The sequence below is a fragment of the Amycolatopsis sp. NPDC114504 genome, from assembly GCF_055633595.1.
In genome coordinates this window covers 312,010-331,818 of sequence record NZ_JBVKDU010000006.1, presented here as the reverse complement: position 1 = coordinate 331,818, position 19,809 = coordinate 312,010, and the positions used below count along the sequence as shown (strand labels likewise).

Genomic DNA, 19,809 nt, shown 5'->3' with positions numbered 1-19,809 from the left:
GAGGAAAGTCCCCTTCGTCGTGCCTGCGTCATCCATTGGGTGGAAGACGTCTGGTCGGACGCCGGGACGCCGTGCTATGTTCGGTTGCAGAACGAGTGTGCGTCATGCGAACGGATGCGAGGGAGTGGGATGGCGGAGCTGCTGTCACTGGAGGAGGCCGTCGGCCGGCTGGTGCACGACGGCGACACCGTCGCGCTCGAAGGCTTCACGCACCTCATCCCGGTCGCGGCCGGGCAGGAGATCATCCGGCAGGGCCGTCGTGGTCTCACGCTGGTGCGGATGACCCCGGACATCGTGTACGACCAGCTGATCGGCGCGGGCTGCGCGAGCAAGCTGATCTTCTCGTGGGGCGGCAACCCCGGAGTCGGCTCGCTGCACCGCTTCCGCGACGCCGTCCAGCACGACTGGCCGGTGCCACTGGAGATCGAGGAGCACAGCCACGCGGGCATGGCGAACCGCTACGTCGCCGGCGCGTCCGGCCTGCCGTTCGCGGTGCTGCGCGGCTACACAGGCACGGACCTGCCGGCCCAGACGGACACGATCAAGCCGATCACATGCCCGTTCACCGGCGAGCGCCTCACGGCGGTCCCGGCACTGAACCCGGACGTCACGATCGTCCACGCCCAGCGCGCGGACCGGGCCGGCAACGTCCAGATGTGGGGCATCACCGGCGTCCAGAAGGAAGCGGTCCTGGCGGCGAAGCGCTCCCTGGTGACGGTGGAGGAGATCGTCGACGAGCTGGAGCCCCGTCCCGGAGCGGTGATCCTCCCGGCTTGGGTGGTCACGGCGGTGGCGGAGGTCCCGGGGGGCGCGAAGCCGTCGTACGCGGCGGGGTACTACGAGCGCGACAACTCGGCGTACCAGGCATGGGACGAGGTGGGCCGCGACCGCGAGGGCTTCACGAAGTGGCTGAACGAGCTGACCGGGGTGACGGCATGAGCGCGCTTCCCGCCCTGCCTGGTCGCACCGCGACGCTGAGCTTTTCCCCGGTGCGGCGGGCCCGAGCGGCCCACCCAGCGCCCATCCCGCGCCCGATCCACCCCACCACCGGCAACGCCCGCAAGACCGCGGAGGTCCCGGCATGAGCACCGACTACACCGCCGACGAGATGATGAGCGTCGCGGCGGCCCGCGCCCTCGGCGACGGCATGTCCTGCTTCGTCGGCATCGGCCTCCCGAGCAAGGCGGCGAACCTCGCCCGCCGCGCGCACGCCCCGAACCTCACGCTGATCTACGAATCCGGCTGCCTGGGCGCGAAGCCGTCGAGGCTGCCGCTGTCGATCGGCGACGGCGAGCTGGCCGACACCGCCGACGCGGTGGTCAGCGTCCCGGAGGTGTTCAACTACTGGCTCCAGCCGGGCCGCATCGACGTCGGCTTCCTCGGCGCCGCCCAGCTCGACAAGTTCGGCAACATCAACACGACCGTGATCGGCTCGGACTACCACGACCCGAAGGTCCGGCTGCCGGGCGCGGGTGGCGCCCCGGAGATCGCGGCGTCGTGTGGTGAGGTGTTCATCGTGCTGCGCCAGAGCCCCCGCGCGTTCGTGGAGAAGGTCGACTTCGTCACGTCGTTCGGCCACGGCTCCGGCAAGGGCGACCGCGAGAAGCTCGGCCTCCCGGGCCGGGGCCCGACGCTGGTCGTCACCGACCTCGGCCTGATGCGTCCCGACCCGGAGACCTCGGAGTTCGTCCTCACCGAGCTCCACCCCGGCGTGGAGCTCGACCAGGCCATCGCCGCCACGGGGTGGAAACTGAAGGTCGCGGAAGACCTGAAGACCACCCCCGCCCCGACGGAGCAGGAGCTCACCCTCCTGCGAGAGCTGGAGAAGGCATGACCGACGTCTACGTCCTCGACGCGATCCGCACCCCGTTCGGCCGGTACGGCGGCGCACTGGCCGGCGTCCGCCCGGACGACCTGGCCGCCGGCGTGCTCAAGGCCCTGGTGGCCCGCAACGACCTCGATCCGTCCACAGTGGACGAGGTGACGCTCGGTGACGCGAACGGCGCGGGCGAGGACAACCGCAACGTCGCCCGCATGGCCGCCCTCCTGGCCGGCTGGCCCACGAGCGTCCCCGGCAGCACCGTCAACCGCCTCTGCGGCTCCGGCCTCGACGCGGTGATCCAGGCCAGCCGCGCGATCCAGGTCGGCGACGCGTCCCTGGTCGTCGCCGGCGGTGTCGAGTCCATGACCCGCTCGCCGCTGGTCATGCCGAAGCCGGAGAAGGCGTTCCCGGCCGGCAACCAGACCCTCTACAACACCGCGCTCGGCTGGCGCATGGTCAACCCGGAGATGCCCTCGCAGTGGACGATCTCCCTCGGCGAGTCCACCGAACAGCTCGCCGAGCGCTACGGCATCGGTCGCGACGAGCAGGACGCCTTCGCTGCCCGAAGCCACGTCAATGCCGCGAAGGCGTGGGACGAAGGTTTCTACGACGAGCTGGTCGTCCCGGTCGACGGCGTGGACCTGGCCCGTGACGAAGGCATCCGCCCGGACTCCAGCGCCGAGAAGCTGGCCAAGCTGAAGCCCGTCTTCCGCAAGGAGAACGGCACCGTCACGGCGGGCAACGCGTCCCCGCTGAACGACGGCGCGTCGGCGCTCCTGCTCGGCGACGAAGCGACCGCGAGCCGCCTGAACGCGACCCCGCTGGCCCGGATCGCCGGCCGCGGCGCGGCGGGCGTCGACCCGGACGTCTTCGGCATCGGCCCGGTGCGCGCGGCGGAGATCGCCCTCGAGCGCGCCGGCATCGGCTGGGACGACCTGGCCGCGGTCGAGCTCAACGAGGCCTTCGCCGCCCAGTCGCTGGCCTGCCTGCGCGACTGGAAGAAGCTCGACCCGGAGATCGTGAACACCCACGGCGGCGCGATCGCGATCGGCCACCCGCTCGGCGCGTCCGGCGGCCGCATCCTCGGCACCCTGGCGCACGACCTCCACCGCCGCGGCGGAGGCTGGGGCCTGGCCGCCATCTGCATCGGCGTCGGCCAGGGCCTGGCCGTCGTCCTCGAAGGCCGGTAAGGGAGAGAAGACGTGGTTACTCCGACCGAACTCAGGCTGCCCCGCTACGGCGAAGACCCCGAAGGCACGCACCCGCCGCTCGGCTTCCCCGGTTACCGCTCCACGGCGCTGCGCCACCCCAAGCAGGACCTGGTGCTGCTGCCGCAGATGCTGACCGAGGTCACCGGCCCGCTGCTCGGCCCCGGCCGCCTCGGCGAGCTGGACAACGACCTCACCCGGCAGCACGCCGGCGAGCCGCAGGGCCAGCGGATCATCGTCACCGGCCGGCTCCTCGACGGCGAAGGCCGCCCGGTGCGCGACTCCCTCGTCGAGATCTGGCAGGCGAACGCGGGCGGCCGCTACCGCCACACCGGCGACCGCTGGCCGTCGCCGCTCGACCCGAACTTCGACGGCGTCGGGCGCGCCCTGACCGACAGCGACGGCCGCTACACCTTCACCACCATCAAGCCGGGCGCGTACCCGTGGAAGAACCACGACAACGCCTGGCGCCCCGCGCACATCCACTTCTCGGTGTTCGGTTCGGCGTTCACCCAGCGGCTGGTCACCCAGATGTACTTCCCGGACGACCCGCTCTTCTCCCAGGACCCGATTTTCAACTCGATCCCGGACGAGAAGGCCCGGCAGCGCATGGTCTCGCGCTACGACCACGAGATCACGCAGTCGGAGTGGGCACTGGGGTTCCAGTTCGACATCGTGCTGCGCGGGCGTGACGCGTCGGTGTTCGAAGAGGAAGAGGACGAAGACGAATGAGCACACTGCTTCCCACCCCGTCGCAGACCGTCGGCCCGTACCTGTCGATCGGGCTGCCCTGGCCCGACGGCCCGCACGTCGTGCCCGAGGGCACCCCGGGCGCGTTCTGGATCCGCGGCATCGTCCGCGACGGCAACGGCGACCCGGTCCCGGACGCGATGATCGAGACGTGGCAGGCCGACCCGAACGGCGGGTTCCGCCACCCCGACGACCCGCGCGGCGAGGCGTCCGGCGACTTCCGCGGCTTCGGCCGCTGCCCGACCACCCCCGACGGCACGTACGGGATCCTCACCCTGCTCCCGGGGGTGGTGCCCGGCGAGGGCGGCACCGCGCAGGCCCGCCACATCGACGTGTCGGTGTTCGCGCGCGGCCTGCTCAACCGGTGCGTCACGAGGATCTACTTCGAGGACCAGGACAATTCTGCGGACCCGGTGCTGGCGACGGTCCCGGAGGAGCGGCGCGGCACCCTGATCGCGGCGAAGACCGAGGACGGCTACCGCTTCGACGTGCGCCTCCAGGGCGACGGGGAGACGGTGTTCTTCCGGGTATGACGAACGCGAACGGAGGTGACGGCGTGGGTGCCGTCCGGCTGCACAGGGTCGTCGAAGGGCCCGAAGACGGCCCGGTGGTGGTGTTCGGCGGCTCGCTCGGCAGCGACCTCCGGATGTGGGAACCCCAGGTCGTGCCGCTGCTGGAGCGCGGCTTCCGGGTGGTCCGCTACGACACGCGCGGCCACGGCGCCTCGCCGGTGCCGCCGGCGCCCTACGACCTCGAAGACCTCGGTTTCGACTTCCTTGCGCTGCTCGAAGACCTCGGGGTCGCGAAGGCGCACCTCGTCGGCCTGTCGCTCGGCGCGATGACGGGCATGTGGCTCGGCGCGCACGCGCCGGACCGGATCGCGAGCCTGGTGCTCTGCTGCACGTCCGCGAAGCTCGGCCCGCCCGAGATGTGGGCTGACCGGGCCCGCACGGTCCGCGAGAAGGGCACCGGTGCGGTGGCCGCGGCCGGCGTCAGCCGCTGGCTGACGCCGGGCTACGCCGAGCGGCATCCGGACCGCGCCGCGTACCTCCGGTCGATGATCGCCGCCGTCCCGGCCGAGGGCTACGCGGCCTGCTGCGGCGCGATCGAGCGGATGGACCTGCTCGACGTGCTGCCGAAGATCACCGCGCCCACCCTGGTCATCGCGGGTGCCGAAGACCCGGCCACCCCGCCGGAGGGCCACGCCGACCTGATCGCGGCGGGCATCCCGGGCGCGCGGCTGGAGGTCGTGCCGGACGCCGCACACCTGGGCAGCTACGAACAGCCCGAAGAATTCACGAGGCTGATCCTCGAGCACTTGGAGGCGCTGTGACACCGAAAGACATGAGCGAAGACCGTCACGAGCAGGGCATGAAGGTCCGGCGCGAGGTGCTCGGCGACGAGCACGTCGACCGCGCCGTCGCGGGCACCACGAACTTCAGCCGCCCGTTCCAGGACTACATCACCGAAGGCGCGTGGGGGTCGGTCTGGTCCCGCGACGGTCTCGACCGCCGGACGCGCAGCTGCGTCACGCTGGCGGCCCTGACCGCGCTGCAGGCGCACAACGAGCTGGCGATGCACGTTCGAGCGGCGATCCGCAACGGCCTCACGGCGGCGGAGATCGGCGAGGTCCTGCTGCACACGGCGGTCTACGCGGGAGCCCCGGCGGCGAACGCGGCGTTCGCCATCGCCCAGCGCACCCTGGCCGAGCTCGGCGAGCCGAGCGCCCTGCCGGCCGACGCCGGATAAGGTGCCGGGCATGGACACGGGGAGGCCCATCGAAGTCGAGCTCGCCAGCGAGCCGGCCCACCGCGGCGCCCACCACGTCCAGTCACTGGAGCGCGGTCTGGCGGTGATCAAGGCATTCCACGCGGACGCGGCCGAGCTGACCCTGAGCGACGTCGCCCGCGCGACGGGCCTGACCCGCGCCGCGGCCCGGCGTTTCCTGCTGACGTTGACCGACCTCGGCTACGTCCGCACGGACGGCAAGTACTTCTCCCTCACGGCCCGGGTGCTGGAGCTGGGGTACGCGTACCTGTCGAGCATGACGCTGCCCGAGGTGGCCCAGCCCCACCTGGAGCACCTGTCGGCGGGAGTGCACGAGTCGAGCTCGGTATCGGTCCTGGAGGGAACGGACATCGTCTACGTGGCGCGGGTGGCGGTCTCCCGCATCATGACGGTGAGCATCAACGTGGGAACCCGCTTCCCGGCCTACGCGACCTCGATGGGTCACGTCCTGCTGGCCGGCTTGAGCAAGGCGGAGCTGGAGGCGTACTTCGTGGTGGCAAAGCTCGACCGCATCACGGACCGAACGGTCACGGCCCCGGACCGCCTCCGGACCGAGCTGGCCAAGGTGACGGGCCAGGGCTGGGCAATGGTGGACCAGGAGCTGGAGGAAGGCCTCCGCTCGGTAGCGGCCCCCATCCACGACCGCAAGGGCCGAGTAGTGGCAGCGGTGAACCTGTCGACGCACGCGAGCCGCACAACGGCAGAGTCAGTGGAGAGAGACCTGGTACCGCCGTTGCTGGAGACGGCCCGAGCGGTAGAGGCCGACCTGGCGGCAGGAGCCCCCGGCCGAGCCCATGGCTGAAGCAAAAACCACCCCACGACCCGCACCGCGGCCGCCCACCGCACCGCGCCGAACCGCCGCATCGCCGGAGTTAGCAGAGCGGCCGCCGGCGGCCGCGCGATCCCGGGCAGCCGTGCCGGAGTTCGCGGTGTGGCAGCCAGCCGTCGCGCGATCCCGGGCTGCAGTGCCGGAGGTCGCCGTGCGGCTGTCGGCCGTCGCGCGATCGCGGGTTGTCTCGCCGCCGGCCGCGGTGTTGCCACGGGCCGCTTCAGCGGCCGTGCCGTCGTGGCGCGGCGCCGCTCTTGCCGACTCGCCATGTCCGCCCGCACTTGCACCTCGCGACCGGCCGGCGCGCCCATGACCTCGCCCGATTCCGGCACTCCACCCGTCGCCGGCCTTCTCCTCGCCGCCGGGGCCGGGCGTCGCTTCGGCGGCCCCAAAGCGCTCGCCGAACTCGATGGTCAACCCCTCGTCCTGCGTGCTCTCGCCACCCTGACCGCAGCTGGCTGTGACCCCATCCGAGTCGTGATCGGCGCCGCCGCCGACGAGGTCGGCGCACTCCTGCCCGACCCGGCCCAAGCCGTACGGGCCGAGGGCTGGGAGACCGGCATGGGTGCCTCCCTCAAGGCCGGCCTCGCGGCGCTTTCCCGGGAGACCGGTCCCGTCGCCGCGCTGGTGCACCTCGTCGACCTGCCGTGGGTGGGCGCCGACATCCTCGCCCGGGTCGCGGCCGGCGCGACTTCCGGAACCGTCGCCCGCGCCGCCTACGACGGCGTTCCCGGCCACCCCGTCGTCTTCGGCCGCGACTGGTGGGCCGAAATCGCCGAAACCGCCCAGGGCGACCGCGGCGCCCGAGACTGGCTGGCCGGCCGCCCCGACCTCAGCCTCGTCGAGTGCGCCGACCTCGGCAGCGGCCGCGACGTCGACCACCGCGCCGACCTCCCCGGCAGCTAGCAACCAGCCCGACCCGCCAGGCACGCGTGTCGTCCACCCAGGTACGCGTGTCGTCCGTCCGAAACCACCCCGGACCCGGCGGCGGCCCGCGCATCGCCGTCGCTCCGCCTACGATCGACAGCGTGACCGACTCGCCTGAAGAACTCGCCGCCGCGCTGGACGTGACCGGCTATCTCGCCGATGACGGCCTCGCCACCGCCGGGTTCCTCGCCCTCCGCATGGGGCGTCCGCTCTTCTGCGAAGGCGAACCCGGCACCGGCAAGACCTCGCTCGCCATCGCGCTGGCCGCCGCGCTCGACCGGCCGCTCGTCCGCCTCCAGTGCCACGAAGGCATCGACGCCGCCCAGGCGCTCTACGAATGGGACTTCCCGCGCCAGCTCCTGCACCTGCGGGCCCTCGAAGCCGCCGGGGACGGGCGGGTCGACGTCGAGACCGCCGAACGCTCGCTCTACACCGAGCGCTTCCTCCTCGCGCGCCCGCTGTTGCAGGCCCTGATCACCTCGCCGTGCGTGCTGCTGGTCGACGAGATCGACCGCGCCGACGACGAGTTCGAAGCCTTCCTCCTCCAGCTGCTCGACGAGCACGCCGTGACCATCCCCGAATACGGCGAAGTCCGCGCCGCCGAGCCGCCGCTCGTGGTGCTGACCTCGAACCGGACCCGCGAAGTGCACGACGCCCTCAAGCGCCGCTGCCTCTACCACTGGCTGGAACACCCGGACCTGGCGCGCGAGGTCACCATCCTGCGCCGGCGGATCCCCGACATCGGCGAGCGCTTGGCCCGGCAGGTCGCGGAAGCGGTGCACCGGCTCCGCGAGATGGACCTGCTGAAGCCGCCGGGAGTGGCGGAGTCACTCGACTGGGCCCGTGCCCTGCAGGCGCTGCACCGCGACGAGCTGGACGCGGCATCGGCGGCGCGGACGCTCGGCGCCGTCCTGAAGTACAGCGAAGACCTCGACCGGGTCCGCGCGAAGCTCGACGCCCTGTTCGCCTGATCGTCCACAAAGGACTGTGGTTAATTGCGTTGACCGCCGTGACGGGCTCCGGCATGCTTTTCTCAGCACAGCAACGCAACACCTCGAGAGGAGGAGATCGTGACCGAAGTCCGGCAGTACCGATGCGGCACGATCTCCCGTGCCGTTCGCTGAATCTTCCTGAAGGCTCTTCGCGCCCACCCCTCGCTACCTCGGGTCGGCTGCCGCGAAGAGCGCGGTCTGCGCCCGTCCGGGGAGGGACGTGCGCGCAGACCGCCCCCGTCCCGGTAGCTCAGCAGGACAGAGCGCGGCGCTACGAACGCCGAGGTCCGAGGTTCGACTCCTCGCCGGGACACAGCGACACCACCAGACCACGCGCCCAGCCGCGAAATCCACGCGCCGCCGCACCTGCGCCGCGCGCAGCCGACTGCACCCATCGTTTCGCCGGCACAACCCGCGCTGCGCCGGAGTATCCGTGCCGGCCGCACCGCCGTTTCGCCGGCGCAACTCGCGTCGCACGCAGGTGCCGGCCGCACCGCCGTTTCGCCGGCGCAACTCGCGTCGCGCCGGAGCCAGCCGCACCCGCCTTTCGCCGGGCAGGTCAGCGCCGCTGCGGCTGAGGGCGCTCCACGGCCGTCCGCCCGCCCGGCCGGACGGCCATCTCCGAAACCGGTCGCACCCGCCGCTCACCGGCACGCCCGCCTCGCTCCGGCCAGGGCGCTCCACGGCGGCCGCGCCCGGCCGGGCACTCAACCACTCCTCCGAAGCTGGCCGCACCCACCGTTTCACCGGCCGCACCGCCGTTGACCAGCGCGCGCCGCTCCGGCCAGGGCACTTCGAAGCTGGCCGCAGCCGCCGTTCGCCGGCGCACCCCGCGCCGGAGCACTCGAGCCGGCCGAACCGCCGTTCACCAGCACGCGCGCACCGCTGCAGCCAGCGCACTCCGCAGCGGCCCCGCGCTCGGCCGCACCCAGGCCGGCCGCTCAACCACCCCCTCCGAACCCGGCGAGCGCACAATGGAGTCATGACCACCGCCGCCGATCCCGTCGCCGGGTACGCCGGGTTCGCCGCCGCCCTGCGGGAAGCCGGCGTCGCCTGTGATGCGCGGCGCGTGCAGGCCTACCTGGCCGCCGTCCGTGAGGTCGATGTCGCCGAACCCACCCAGCTCTACTGGGCCGGCCGGCTCACCCTCTGCTCCAGCCCCGACGACCTCCCCTGCTACGAAGAAGCCTTCAGCCAGTGGTTCTCGATCGAAACCACCACCCCGCAGCGCACGAAGACCGCCGCGCCGAAGCAGGCCAGGATCGCTCCGCTCGTCGATGCCGAAGGCTCGGATACCGACGGTGGCGACGGCCCCGACCAGCTGAAAGTCGCCGCCAGCGCCCAGGAGGTCCTACGTCACCGCGACCTCGCCGCGCTCACCACCGCCGAACGCGAACACCTCCGCGAACTACTGGCCACCCTGAAGCCCGCGCCCCCGAAACGGCCGGCCTCGCGAAAGACCCCCTCGCACCGCGGACGGCTCGATCCCTCCCGCACGCTGCGCGCCATGCTCGCCAGCGGCGGCGAACCCGTGAAGCTCGCCTACGTCCGGCGGGGCAGCCGGCCGCGCCGCGTCGTGCTGCTCATCGACGTCTCCGGCTCGATGAGCCCCTACGCCGACGCCTTGCTCCGGTTCGCCCACGTCCTCACGCGCAGCGCGCCCCAGTCGGTCGAGGTCTTCACCCTCGGCACGCGGCTGACCCGGGTTTCGCGCCAGCTGCGTCAGCGCGACCCCGAACGCGCGATGCTCGCGGCGGGTTCGGCGGTGCCGGACTTCGCCGGCGGTACCCGGCTCGGCGAGACGATGCAGGCCTTCCTCGAGCGCTGGGGACGGCGCGGGGTGGCCCGCCGCGCCGTGGTCACGGTCTTCTCCGACGGCTGGGAGCGCGGCGACACCGGCCTGCTCGGTGAGCAGCTCGCCCACCTGCGCCGGCTCGCGCACGCCGTATTCTGGGTGAATCCGCACGCCGGCCGTGCGGGGTACGCTCCGGTCCAGTCGGGCATCGTGGCCGCACTGCCCCACATCGACCGGCTGCTGGCCGGGCACACCCTGGCCACTTTGGAACGACTGCTCGGGGAGATTTCCGATGCGTGACGTACTGGACGATGTGTTCCGCCGCTGGTCCGATGGCGAAACCGTCGGGCTCGGCACCGTGGTCGCGACCTTCTCGTCGGCGCCGCGCGCGCCCGGCGCCGCGATGGTCGTCGCCTCCGATGGCACCGTCGCCGGCAGCGTGTCCGGTGGCTGCGTCGAAGGCGCCGTCTACGAGCTCGCGCAGGAGGTCGTCAGCGAGCGCAAGCCGGTGCTGCAGCGCTACGGCGTCACCGACGACGACGCCTTCGCGGTCGGCCTGACCTGCGGCGGGATCATCGACATCTACGTCGAGCACGTCGACCGCGCGTCGATGCCGGAGCTCGGCGACGTCGTCGCGTCGGTGCGCGGCGGCGAGCCCGTCGCGGTCGTCACCGTCATCGAGCACGAACAGGAAGGCCTGGTCGGCGAGCACATGATCGTCTGGCCGGACCGGACCACGGGCTCGCTCGGGTCGTCGCGGATGGACGACGCCGTCGCCGACGACGCGCGCGGCCTGCTGGCCAGCGGCCGCACCGGCACCCTGCACTACGGCCCGGACGGGCAGCGTCGCGGCGAGGGCATGGCGGTGTTCGTCAACTCCTTCGAGCCGCCGCCCCGGCTGCTCGTGTTCGGCGCGATCGACTTCGCCGCCGCGATGGCGCGCATGGGCGCCTACCTCGGGTACCAGGTCACGGTCTGCGACGCGCGGCCCGTGTTCGCCACCAGCAGCCGCTTCCCGGACGCGCACGACGTCGTCGTCGACTGGCCGCACCGCTACCTGCAGGCCGAGGCCGACGCGGGCCGCATCGACCAGCGCACGGCCATCGCGGTGCTGACCCACGACCCGAAGTTCGACGTGCCGCTGCTGGAGGTCGCGCTGCGCCTGAACGTCGGTTACGTCGGCGCGATGGGCTCCCGCAAGACCCACGACGACCGGTTCTCGCGCCTGCGCGAGGCCGGGATCACCGAGGGGGAGCTGGAAAGGCTGTCGTCGCCGATCGGCCTCGACCTGGGCGCCCGGACCCCGGAAGAGACGGCCGTTTCGATCGCCGCGGAAATCATCGCGTTGCGGTGGGGTGGCGGCGGAAAACGCCTCGCCGAGCTGACCGGGCGGATCCACGGCTGACTCCTCCGGGTGGCCCACAAAAGTTCACCCATCCGGACTTCCGCACATACGGCGATCCATAGTGGATTCCCGCGCATCTGCGGAACGGGTAGTTGAACGTGTGACATCAGGACTTGTCCGCGCGAAGGTCGCGTAGCACGCTCGGGAGTCTGTGAGCCCGATCACGGTCGGGCAGGCCGTTCCCGAACCGGCTTTGGAGGCCTGATGCGCATTACCGTCACTGTCGACGGGACGAAGTACACCGACGAAGTCGAGCCCCGCACGTTGCTGGTCCACCACCTGCGCGAAAAACTCGGCAAGGTCGGCACCGTCGTCGGCTGCGACACGAGCAACTGCGGCGCCTGCACCGTCCACCTGGACGGGCACAGCGTGAAGTCCTGCTCCGTCCTGGCCGTGCAGGCCGACGGCTGCGAGGTCACGACGATCGAGGGTCTCGCCCGCGACGGCCAGTTGCACCCGGTGCAGAAAGCGTTCCACGACAACCACGCCCTGCAGTGCGGGTTCTGCACGCCCGGGATGATCATGCAGTCGATCGACCTGCTGGCGGACAACCCGGACCCGGACGAACAGGCCGTCCGCGAGGGCCTCGAAGGCAACCTCTGCCGCTGCACCGGTTACCAGAACATCGTCCGCGCGGTCCGCGACGCCGCGCAGAACATGAGCCCCGGCGCCGGCCCCGAAGCCGAGCGGATCGCCGAGAACAAGCACGTCGGCGTGGGTGGTGACTGATGACCGCCACGATCGAACCGGAAGTCGGGAAGTCACGGCGCCGCAAGGAAGACGAGCGGCTGATCACCGGCCGCACCCGCTGGACCGACAACATCACGCTGCCGGGCCTGCTGCACATGGCGATCCTGCGCAGCCCGTTCGCGCACGCCAAGATCGTCTCGATCGACACGTCGGCGGCGAAGGGCGCGTCCGGCGTCGTCGCCGTCTACACCGCGAAGGACCTCGACCCGGACAGCGCGATCGGCATGCCCTGCGCGTGGCCGATCACGCCGGACATGAAGGCGCCACGCCGTCCGGTGCTCGCCGCCGACCAGGTCAACTTCGCCGGTGAGGGCGTCGCGGTCGTCGTCGCGAGGTCGTCCGCCGAAGCGCACGACGCGCTCGAGGAGATCGACGTCGAGTACGACGAGCTCCCGGTCATCCTCGACATGGAAGCCGCGATCGCCGACGGCGCGCCGCTGGTCCACGATGACCAGGGCAGCAACACCAGCGCCGTCTGGAAGTTCGACTCCGGCGAGGCCGGCACCGGCGGCAACGTCGAGGACGCTCTCAGCTCGGCGGAGGTCGTCGTCAAGCGCCGCTTCCGTCAACAGCGCCTGGTCCCGGCGTTCATGGAGCCGCGGGCGTGCGTCGTCGACCCGACCGGCACGCAGATCACCATGTGGTCGGCCACGCAGATCCCGCACATCCTGCGCGTGATGTCGGCGCTGACGCTCGGCATCCCCGAGCACAAGCTGCGCGTGATCGCCCCCGACGTCGGCGGCGGCTTCGGCGGCAAGATCGGTGTCCTGCCGGAAGAGATGATGTCGCTGCTGGTCGCGCAGAAGCTCGGCAAACCGGTCAAGTGGAACGAGTCGCGGTCGGAGACGATGCTCGCCGCGCACCACGGCCGCGACCAGATCCAGGACATCACCATCTCCTCGACCCGCGACGGCCAGGTGACCGGCCTCAAGGTCGAGCTGCTCGCCAACCTCGGCGCGTACAACGGCCTCGTCGGCACCGGCGTGCCGATCCTCGGCGCGTTCATGTTCAACGCGATCTACAAGATCCCGGCGTACCACTTCGCCTGCACGAACGTGTACACGACGACGACGCTGACCGACGCCTACCGCGGCGCCGGCCGGCCGGAGGCGACGTTCGCGATCGAGCGGATCATGGACGAGCTCGCCGTCGAGCTCGGCATGGACCCGATGGAGCTGCGCGAGAAGAACTGGATCAAGCACGAGGAGTTCCCGTTCACCACGGTGTGCGGGCTGACCTACGACTCCGGCAACTACGAGGCCGCGACGGCGAAGGCCAAGCAGCTCTTCGACTACGACGGCCTGCGCGCCGAGCAGGCGCAGCGTCGCGAGTCGGGTGACAAGGTCCAGCTCGGCATCGGCATCTCGACGTTCACCGAGATGTGCGGGCTCGCGCCGTCACGGGTGCTCGGCTCGCTGGACTACGGCGCCGGCGGCTGGGAGCACGCGGCGATCCGGATGCTGCCCACCGGCAAGGTCGAGGTCATCACCGGCGCGTCCGCGCACGGTCAGGGCCACGAGACGGCGTGGAGCCAGATCGTCGCCGACCAGCTCGGCGTCGCGTTCGAGGACGTCGAGATCATCCACGGCGACACGCAGTCCTCGCACAAGGGCATGGACACCTACGGCTCGCGGTCGCTGGTCGTCGGCGGGATCGCGATCGTCAAGGCCGCGGAGAAGGTCGTCGCGAAGGCCAAGCCGATCGCGGCGCACCTGCTCGAATGCGCCGAGGACGACCTCGAGTTCGCGAACGGCAAGTTCACCGTGAAGGGCACCGACACGTCGACGGGCATCGGCGACATCGCGCTCGCGGTGTTCGCGGCGCACAACCTGCCCGACGGCGTCGAGCCGTCGCTCGACTCGGACGCGACGTTCGACCCGGAGAACTTCTCGTACCCGCACGGCACGCACCTGTGCGCCGCCGAGGTGGACACCGAGACCGGGCGGATCAAGCTGCGCTCGTACGTCTGCGTCGACGACGTCGGCGTCGCGGTGAACCCGCTGATCGTCGAGGGCCAGGTGCACGGCGGGCTCGCGCAGGGCATCGCGCAGGCGCTGTTCGAAGGAACCGAACACGACGACAGCGGCACGCTCACCACCGGCACGTTCGCCGACTATTTGCTGCCGTCGGCGGCCGACCTGCCGTCGTTCACCACCGACCGCACGGAGACGCCGTCGACGACGAACCCGCTCGGCGCCAAGGGCGTCGGCGAAGCGGGCACGATCGCGTCCACCCCGGCGGTGGTCAACGCGGTGATCGACGCGGTGCGCCACTACGGGGTGAACGACATCGAGATGCCGTTGACGCCGATGCGGGTGTGGCACGCCCTGCGGCACGGCACCACCGACGCCGGCGGCCCCGGCCGCGGTGAAGCCGGCGGCGGTCTCGGCTCCATCGACGCCACCGGAGGTGCGCAGTGATCCCGGCTTCCTTCGACTACGTCCGCCCGTCCACAGTGGACGAAGCGGTGCAGGCGCTGGCGTCGGCGGGCGAGGACGCCAAGGTCATCGCGGGCGGGCAGAGCCTGCTGCCGGTGCTGCGGATGCGGCTGGCCGCGCCGACGACGCTGGTCGACCTCGGGCGCGTCGCGGAGCTGCGCGGCGTGCGCGAGGACGGCGACACACTGGTGATCGGCGCGATGACCACGCACTACGACGTCCAGCGGGATGCGCTGGTGGCTTCGCACGCGGCCTTGCTGAAAGAGGCGACGGACACGGTCGCCGACCCGCAGATCCGCCACCGGGGCACGCTGGGCGGCGCGATCGCCCACGCCGACCCGGCCGGTGACCTGCTGGCGCCGGTGCTCGCGCTGGACGCGTCGCTGGTGCTGGCCGGGCCTTCGGGACGCCGGACGGTGCCGGCCGCGGAGTTCTTCCAGGACCTGTTCACCACGGCGCTGGCCGCGGACGAGCTGCTGGTCGAGGTCCGCGTGCCCAAGCACACCGGGTGGCGGGCGCACTACGAGAAGTTCAACCGGGTCGCCCAGGCGTGGTCGATGGTCGCGGTCGCGGTCACCGTCCGTACCGAAGCGGGAGTCATCGAGGAGGCCCGGGTCGCGCTGACGAACATGGGCTCGACCCCGGTGCGCGCCTCGGGCGTCGAAGCGGCGCTGGTCGGGGTCCAGGCCTCGGCCGAGGCGATCGCGGCAGCGGCTTCGCACGCGGCGGAGGGCACGAATCCGCCGGTCGACAGCAACGCCGACGTCGAATACCGCCGTCACCTCGCCCAGGTCCTGACGGGTCGGGCGATCGCGGCGGCGGCCGGAGCCTGACGCATCCGTTCGTCACCCTGGCCGCCGCTCCGGCGGCGGCTAGGGTGGGGTGCGCAAGCTCGTCTCGAGGAAGGAGGTCGGCCCGTGCGGCTCGACCACGAATTCACCGTCCCGGCTCCGATCGGCGAGGTCTGGCAGGCTGTCGTCGACCCCGAGCGCGTCGCCCCGTGCATGCCGGGCGCCACGCTGACGAAGGTCGAAGGGGACAGGTTCAGCGGGACGGTGAAGGTCAAGCTCGGGCCGATTTCCTTGCTGTACAAGGGAAATGGCGAGTTCCTGGAGAAGGACGAAGCCGCGCGCAAGGTCACGATCAAGGCGTCGGGCAAGGACTCCCGCGGATCGGGCACGGCGGCGGCGACGGTCACGCTGACCCTGACGGAGGCCGACGGCGGAACGCACGGTTCCGTCTCGACGGACCTCTCGATCACGGGCAAGCCGGCCCAGTTCGGCCGCGGCCTGATCAGCGAGGTGGGCGGCAAGATCCTCGACACGTTCGCGGGGTGCCTGTCGAGCAAGCTGGCTCCGGCGGCGGAGGCCGCGCCCGCTTCGGAGCCCGCTTCTGCGCCTGCACCCGCGGCTGCGCCTGCACCCGCGGCTGCGCCTGCGCCTGCGGTCGCGCCTGTGTCGGCGGCGCCGGCTTCGGCGCCCGCGGAACCGGTGGCCAAGCCGGCGGTCAAGCCGGCCCCGACGACGGCGGAGATCAACACGGACCCGAAGCCGGCGACCGAGCGTCCGCCGCTGCGGAGCGTCCCGGCGGCCCCGGAGACGGAAGCGATCGACTTGCTCGACTACGCGGGCCAGTCGGTGCTGAAGCGGCTGGCACCGGTGGTGCTGGGGATCGCGGCGATCGTCGGGCTGGTGGCGATCATCCGGGCGCTGCGCAAGTAGCGAGGTCGACGCGCGCGCAGGTTGGTTGCGCGCTGTGCAACTCAAGCCGCACTCGTGGCGGGTAACGGCGATGCGTTCGGCCCGATCGCGGGAATCTTCGCCGGCAGCCGGTCGTCCACACGCGCGGAATCGTGTCGCGCGATGATCCGCTCGTGAGCCGTTGAGCTGGGCGGATCTACCCTGCGCGGGTCTTCGGGCACGTGCGTTGCCCACAATTCGCCCGGACTGGCGACGCGCGTCGCCGGAACGGCTACGCTGGGCTACTTGGTCGGCCGAACTTCGCGCGAGGGGTACGTCACGATGCCGGTCCGTCACTTCCGTGGCTTCGGCTCTTGAGAGCCCAGGCCGCCGTGCGCCGGGAAGCGCTTTTCGCCTGGCCGGGCTGGCCCGCGCGGTGGGAGATGTGGACCGGGGCGAAGGCCCGCTGGATCACGTACGCGCTTGGTTGTGAGCTGGTCGCGGTCGGCGCGACTGGGGCCGCGCTGGTCACCGGGTTCGGCGGGCCGGTGCGGCCGGTCTGGTTCGCGGTGCTGGTCGGGCTCGGCGTGGCGCAGGCGGAGATGTCGCGCCGCATCGAGCGGCTGCGGCGGTGGATGAGCGGGCAGACCCACATCAACGTGACGTCGGTCTGGTACCTCGCCGGCGTCGTCCTACTGCCACCGGCCTGGGTGGCGCTGTTGGCTGTGGTGCTCTACACGCACCTGTGGGTGCGCGTGTGGCGTCAGGTCCGTACGCGGCCGGCGCACCGCTTCGTCGCCAGTACGGCTTGGGCGATGCTCTCGTGCTTCGCGGCTTCGTCCGTTCTCGCGGTGTACGGGTTGCACGGGACGCCGTTGCAGACAGCGCGTGGACTGGTCGCATTGTGTCTGGCCGCGGCGGTGTTCGAGCTGGTGAACATCGGCCTGGTCGCGGCGGGCATCTACCTCTACACGAGCCAGCGTTCGGCGGCCGACCTGATCGGCACCTGGGAGGACAACGCGTTCGAGCTCGCGACGCTGTGCCTGGGCGGCCTCGCGGCGCTGGCGCTGGCCGAGCAGCCGGTGCTGGTGGTGTTCGTCGTGGCGCCGTTGCTGTTGTTGCACCGCTATCTGCTGCTGAAACAGCAGCTGCAGGTAGCGGCCGTGACGGACGAGAAGACGGGCCTGCTCAACACGGCGGGCTGGCACGACTCCGCGGCCCGCGAGCACATCCGCACCCAGCGACGCGGCCCGATCAGCGGCGGGTTCGCGGTGCTGATGATCGACCTGGACCACTTCAAGCGCATCAACGACACGTACGGCCACCTCACCGGCGACGACGTGCTGGCCGCGGTGGCGGTCGCGATCTCCGGTTCGGTGCGCAAGGCCGACACAGTAGGAAGGTTCGGCGGCGAGGAGTTCGTGGTGCTGCTCCCGGGCATCGGCCGCGCGGAGGTACTCGGCATCGCCGAACGAGTGCGGGTGGCGGTGGGCGAGCTGAACGTGGTGATCTCGACTGGGGGCGGGACGGTCCGGGTCAGCGGGTTGTCGGTCTCGATCGGCGTGGCCCGCTACCCGGACGCGGGCCTGACGCTCGATGACGTGCTTCGTTCCGCTGACGCCGCGTTGTATCGCGCCAAGGAGGCTGGGCGGAACCGCGTTGCCGTGTGAGTGACGGGGTGCCTGGCTGGCTCGGTTGGAGTTGGTCGCGGAACGGCTCGGGGCGGCTGGCTCGGCTCGGGGGGCAGAGTGAGTTCGGGCTGATCGCGGGCTTGGCTGGGGTGGTCGGTCGCGTTCGCGGTGCGGGTGAGGTCGGACGGTCGCGGAGTGGTTCGGGGCGGCCGATCGCGTTGCGGGGCGTTCGGCTCGCTCGGTTCGGGGTGGCTGGGTGAGGTCGGGCTCGGCTGCGGCTGGTCGCGTTGCCGGGGCGAGGGGCGGTTCGCGGGTGGCTTGGCTGGGTGGGGGTCGGGCTGGCCGCGAGCTTTGGCCGGGCAGGCTGGTCGTGATCGCGGTGCGGGTGAGTTTGGGCTAGGCGCGGGCCGGCATCGTTGGTTGCGGCCAAGCTTGGTGGGCGGCCGCCTGTGGGAGGCCCCGCAGCGAGCGAGTAACCCGCAACCTCCGCGGCCTGTGATCTAGGGCGCGAAATACCCCTGGCAGTCAGCCGTTGAAACCCACATGAGCGGTGCGGATCACGAGGCCGACGTGGTGGTGATCGGGGCGGGGCAGGCGGGGCTCTCGGCCGCCTATCACCTGCGGCGGGCCGGGTTCTCCAACCGGTCCGGATTCGTTGTGCTCGATCATGGGAAACGGCCCGGGGGCGCGTGGCAGTATCGGTGGCCCTCCCTTGTTCTCGGCAAGGTGCATGGCATCTATGACCTTCCCGGCATGGCCTTCGGCAGCCCGGACGTCACGCGACCCGCGTCCGAGGTTGTCTCGGAGTACTTCGCTCGCTTTGAACGCGTCTATGACCTCCCGGTGTTCAGGCCCGTCGACGTCCAGTCCGTGACGCGGGCGGGGGAGCGGTTGGTGGTTTCGAGCCCGGCCGAGTCCTGGGCCGCGCGGGCCGTGATCAGTGCTACCGGTACCTGGGACCGGCCCTTCTGGCCGCACTATCCCGGCCAGGAGACCTTCGCCGGGCGTCAGGTGCACACGGCCGACTACGCCGGCCCCGAAGACTTTCGTGGACAGCGGGTTGTCGTGGTCGGGGGTGGGGCGTCGGCCGTTCAGCTACTCATGGAGTTCGCCCCCTTCGCCCGCGCGACGGCCTGGGTGACCCGGCGACCCCCCGCGTGGCGCGACGAGCCCTTCAGCGAGAACTGGGGACGTGACGCCGTCGCGAAGGTCGACGAGCGGGTGCGGGCCGGGCTGCCGCCGGAGAGCGTTGTGAGCGTGACCGATCTCGCCGTGACGCCGGAAGTGCGAGCCGCGCGCGCCGCCGGGATTCTCGAGCGGCGGCCGATGTTCGAGCGCATCACGCCCGACGGGGTCGTCTGGGCGGACGGCTCTCGCTTCGACGCCGACGTCATCCTCTGGGCGACCGGCTTCCGCGCGGCGATCGACCACCTCGCGCCGCTGCGTGTCCGCGAACCCGGGGGCGGGATCCGGATGGACGGCACGCGCGTGGTGCGTGAGCCGCGGCTGCACCTCGTGGGGTACGGGCCCTCGGCGAGCACGGTCGGGGCGAACCGGGCGGGACGTGCCGCGGTCGCCGAGATCAAGAAACTGCTGGGTTGAGGTCATACATCCGAAGCTACCCGAACATTTGAGCGATGATCATCGCTGGATCGGGTGAACTTCAGCGACCGCGCGTGGCGAGATTTTCGTTGTGGAACAGGGGAATCGCGCGCGAGGTGGTGGGCGCTGCCCCCGGTTCCCACATTACCCGCGACCACCGACAAAACCGGAAAAGGCCGGGAAAGGTCGGGGG

19 protein-coding genes and 1 tRNA gene are annotated in these 19,809 nt (G+C 71.5%); all 20 read left to right on the top strand.

Going from position 1 to position 19,809, the window contains the following annotated elements:
- The first annotated feature begins 129 nt into the window (after nucleotides 1-129).
- The 20 genes from ACZ7PG_RS43335 (at nucleotide 130) to ACZ7PG_RS43240 (ending at nucleotide 19,616) form a co-directional block, all read left to right on the top strand.
- Nucleotides 130-939 (top strand): CoA transferase subunit A, encoded by an 810-nt coding sequence (locus tag ACZ7PG_RS43335; RefSeq protein ID WP_470245030.1) that lies wholly within the window; start codon nucleotides 130-132, stop codon nucleotides 937-939.
- Nucleotides 936-1,085, top strand: coding sequence for a hypothetical protein (locus ACZ7PG_RS43330; RefSeq protein ID WP_470245029.1), 150 nt, complete (start codon nucleotides 936-938; stop codon nucleotides 1,083-1,085). The genes ACZ7PG_RS43335 and ACZ7PG_RS43330 overlap by 4 nt, the downstream gene beginning before the upstream one ends.
- Complete coding sequence (locus ACZ7PG_RS43325; RefSeq protein ID WP_470245028.1) at nucleotides 1,082-1,834, top strand: CoA-transferase subunit beta; 753 nt, start codon at nucleotides 1,082-1,084, stop codon at nucleotides 1,832-1,834. The genes ACZ7PG_RS43330 and ACZ7PG_RS43325 overlap by 4 nt, the downstream gene beginning before the upstream one ends.
- On the top strand, nucleotides 1,831-3,012 hold the full coding sequence (locus ACZ7PG_RS43320) for a thiolase family protein (protein ID WP_470245027.1): 1,182 nt from the start codon (nucleotides 1,831-1,833) through the stop codon (nucleotides 3,010-3,012). Before ACZ7PG_RS43325 ends, ACZ7PG_RS43320 begins: the two co-directional genes overlap by 4 nt.
- A 12-nt stretch (nucleotides 3,013-3,024) precedes the next feature.
- Nucleotides 3,025-3,762, top strand: a complete 738-nt coding sequence (gene pcaH, locus ACZ7PG_RS43315; protein ID WP_470245026.1) for a protocatechuate 3,4-dioxygenase subunit beta — start codon at nucleotides 3,025-3,027, stop codon at nucleotides 3,760-3,762.
- Nucleotides 3,759-4,313 (top strand): protocatechuate 3,4-dioxygenase subunit alpha, encoded by a 555-nt coding sequence (gene pcaG / locus ACZ7PG_RS43310; RefSeq protein WP_470245025.1) that lies wholly within the window; start codon nucleotides 3,759-3,761, stop codon nucleotides 4,311-4,313. The genes pcaH and pcaG overlap by 4 nt, the downstream gene beginning before the upstream one ends.
- A complete protein-coding gene (gene pcaD, locus ACZ7PG_RS43305) occupies nucleotides 4,310-5,113 on the top strand; it encodes a 3-oxoadipate enol-lactonase (protein WP_470245024.1) in 804 nt (267 codons plus the stop codon). The genes pcaG and pcaD overlap by 4 nt, the downstream gene beginning before the upstream one ends.
- An 11-nt stretch (nucleotides 5,114-5,124) precedes the next feature.
- Nucleotides 5,125-5,529 (top strand): 4-carboxymuconolactone decarboxylase, encoded by a 405-nt coding sequence (gene pcaC / locus ACZ7PG_RS43300; protein WP_470245023.1) that lies wholly within the window; start codon nucleotides 5,125-5,127, stop codon nucleotides 5,527-5,529.
- A 10-nt stretch (nucleotides 5,530-5,539) separates the two neighbouring features.
- Entirely contained in the window at nucleotides 5,540-6,370 is an 831-nt protein-coding gene (locus tag ACZ7PG_RS43295) for an IclR family transcriptional regulator domain-containing protein (RefSeq protein WP_470245022.1), read from the top strand.
- Between the two features lie 336 nt (nucleotides 6,371-6,706).
- A complete protein-coding gene (locus ACZ7PG_RS43290; RefSeq protein WP_470245021.1) occupies nucleotides 6,707-7,303 on the top strand; it encodes a nucleotidyltransferase family protein in 597 nt (198 codons plus the stop codon).
- A 122-nt stretch (nucleotides 7,304-7,425) separates the two neighbouring features.
- Entirely contained in the window at nucleotides 7,426-8,295 is an 870-nt protein-coding gene (locus tag ACZ7PG_RS43285; RefSeq protein ID WP_470245020.1) for an AAA family ATPase, read from the top strand.
- A 260-nt stretch (nucleotides 8,296-8,555) separates the two neighbouring features.
- Nucleotides 8,556-8,629 (top strand) — tRNA-Arg (locus ACZ7PG_RS43280).
- Nucleotides 8,630-9,298: 669 nt separating this feature from the next.
- Nucleotides 9,299-10,411, top strand: coding sequence for a vWA domain-containing protein (locus ACZ7PG_RS43275; protein WP_470245019.1), 1,113 nt, complete (start codon nucleotides 9,299-9,301; stop codon nucleotides 10,409-10,411).
- Nucleotides 10,404-11,516 carry an XdhC family protein gene (locus ACZ7PG_RS43270; RefSeq protein ID WP_470245018.1) on the top strand — a complete coding sequence of 371 codons (1,113 nt, stop codon included), beginning with the start codon at nucleotides 10,404-10,406 and terminating at the stop codon, nucleotides 11,514-11,516. The genes ACZ7PG_RS43275 and ACZ7PG_RS43270 overlap by 8 nt, the downstream gene beginning before the upstream one ends.
- Nucleotides 11,517-11,720: 204 nt before the next feature.
- Nucleotides 11,721-12,245: a (2Fe-2S)-binding protein gene (locus ACZ7PG_RS43265; RefSeq protein WP_470245017.1), complete on the top strand. Its 525-nt coding sequence runs from the start codon at nucleotides 11,721-11,723 to the stop codon at nucleotides 12,243-12,245.
- Nucleotides 12,245-14,686 (top strand): xanthine dehydrogenase family protein molybdopterin-binding subunit, encoded by a 2,442-nt coding sequence (locus ACZ7PG_RS43260; RefSeq protein WP_470245016.1) that lies wholly within the window; start codon nucleotides 12,245-12,247, stop codon nucleotides 14,684-14,686. Before ACZ7PG_RS43265 ends, ACZ7PG_RS43260 begins: the two co-directional genes overlap by 1 nt.
- A complete protein-coding gene (locus ACZ7PG_RS43255; RefSeq protein WP_470245015.1) occupies nucleotides 14,683-15,537 on the top strand; it encodes an FAD binding domain-containing protein in 855 nt (284 codons plus the stop codon). Before ACZ7PG_RS43260 ends, ACZ7PG_RS43255 begins: the two co-directional genes overlap by 4 nt.
- Before the next feature lie 84 nt (nucleotides 15,538-15,621).
- On the top strand, nucleotides 15,622-16,425 hold the full coding sequence (locus tag ACZ7PG_RS43250; RefSeq protein WP_470245014.1) for an SRPBCC family protein: 804 nt from the start codon (nucleotides 15,622-15,624) through the stop codon (nucleotides 16,423-16,425).
- Between the two features lie 401 nt (nucleotides 16,426-16,826).
- On the top strand, nucleotides 16,827-18,053 hold the full coding sequence (locus tag ACZ7PG_RS43245; RefSeq protein WP_470245686.1) for a GGDEF domain-containing protein: 1,227 nt from the start codon (nucleotides 16,827-16,829) through the stop codon (nucleotides 18,051-18,053).
- A 504-nt stretch (nucleotides 18,054-18,557) separates the two neighbouring features.
- The gene (locus tag ACZ7PG_RS43240) at nucleotides 18,558-19,616 is read left to right on the top strand and encodes an NAD(P)-binding domain-containing protein (RefSeq protein ID WP_470245013.1); all 1,059 of its coding nucleotides are present in this window, start codon (nucleotides 18,558-18,560) and stop codon (nucleotides 19,614-19,616) included.
- The last annotated feature ends 193 nt before the right edge of the window (nucleotides 19,617-19,809 follow it).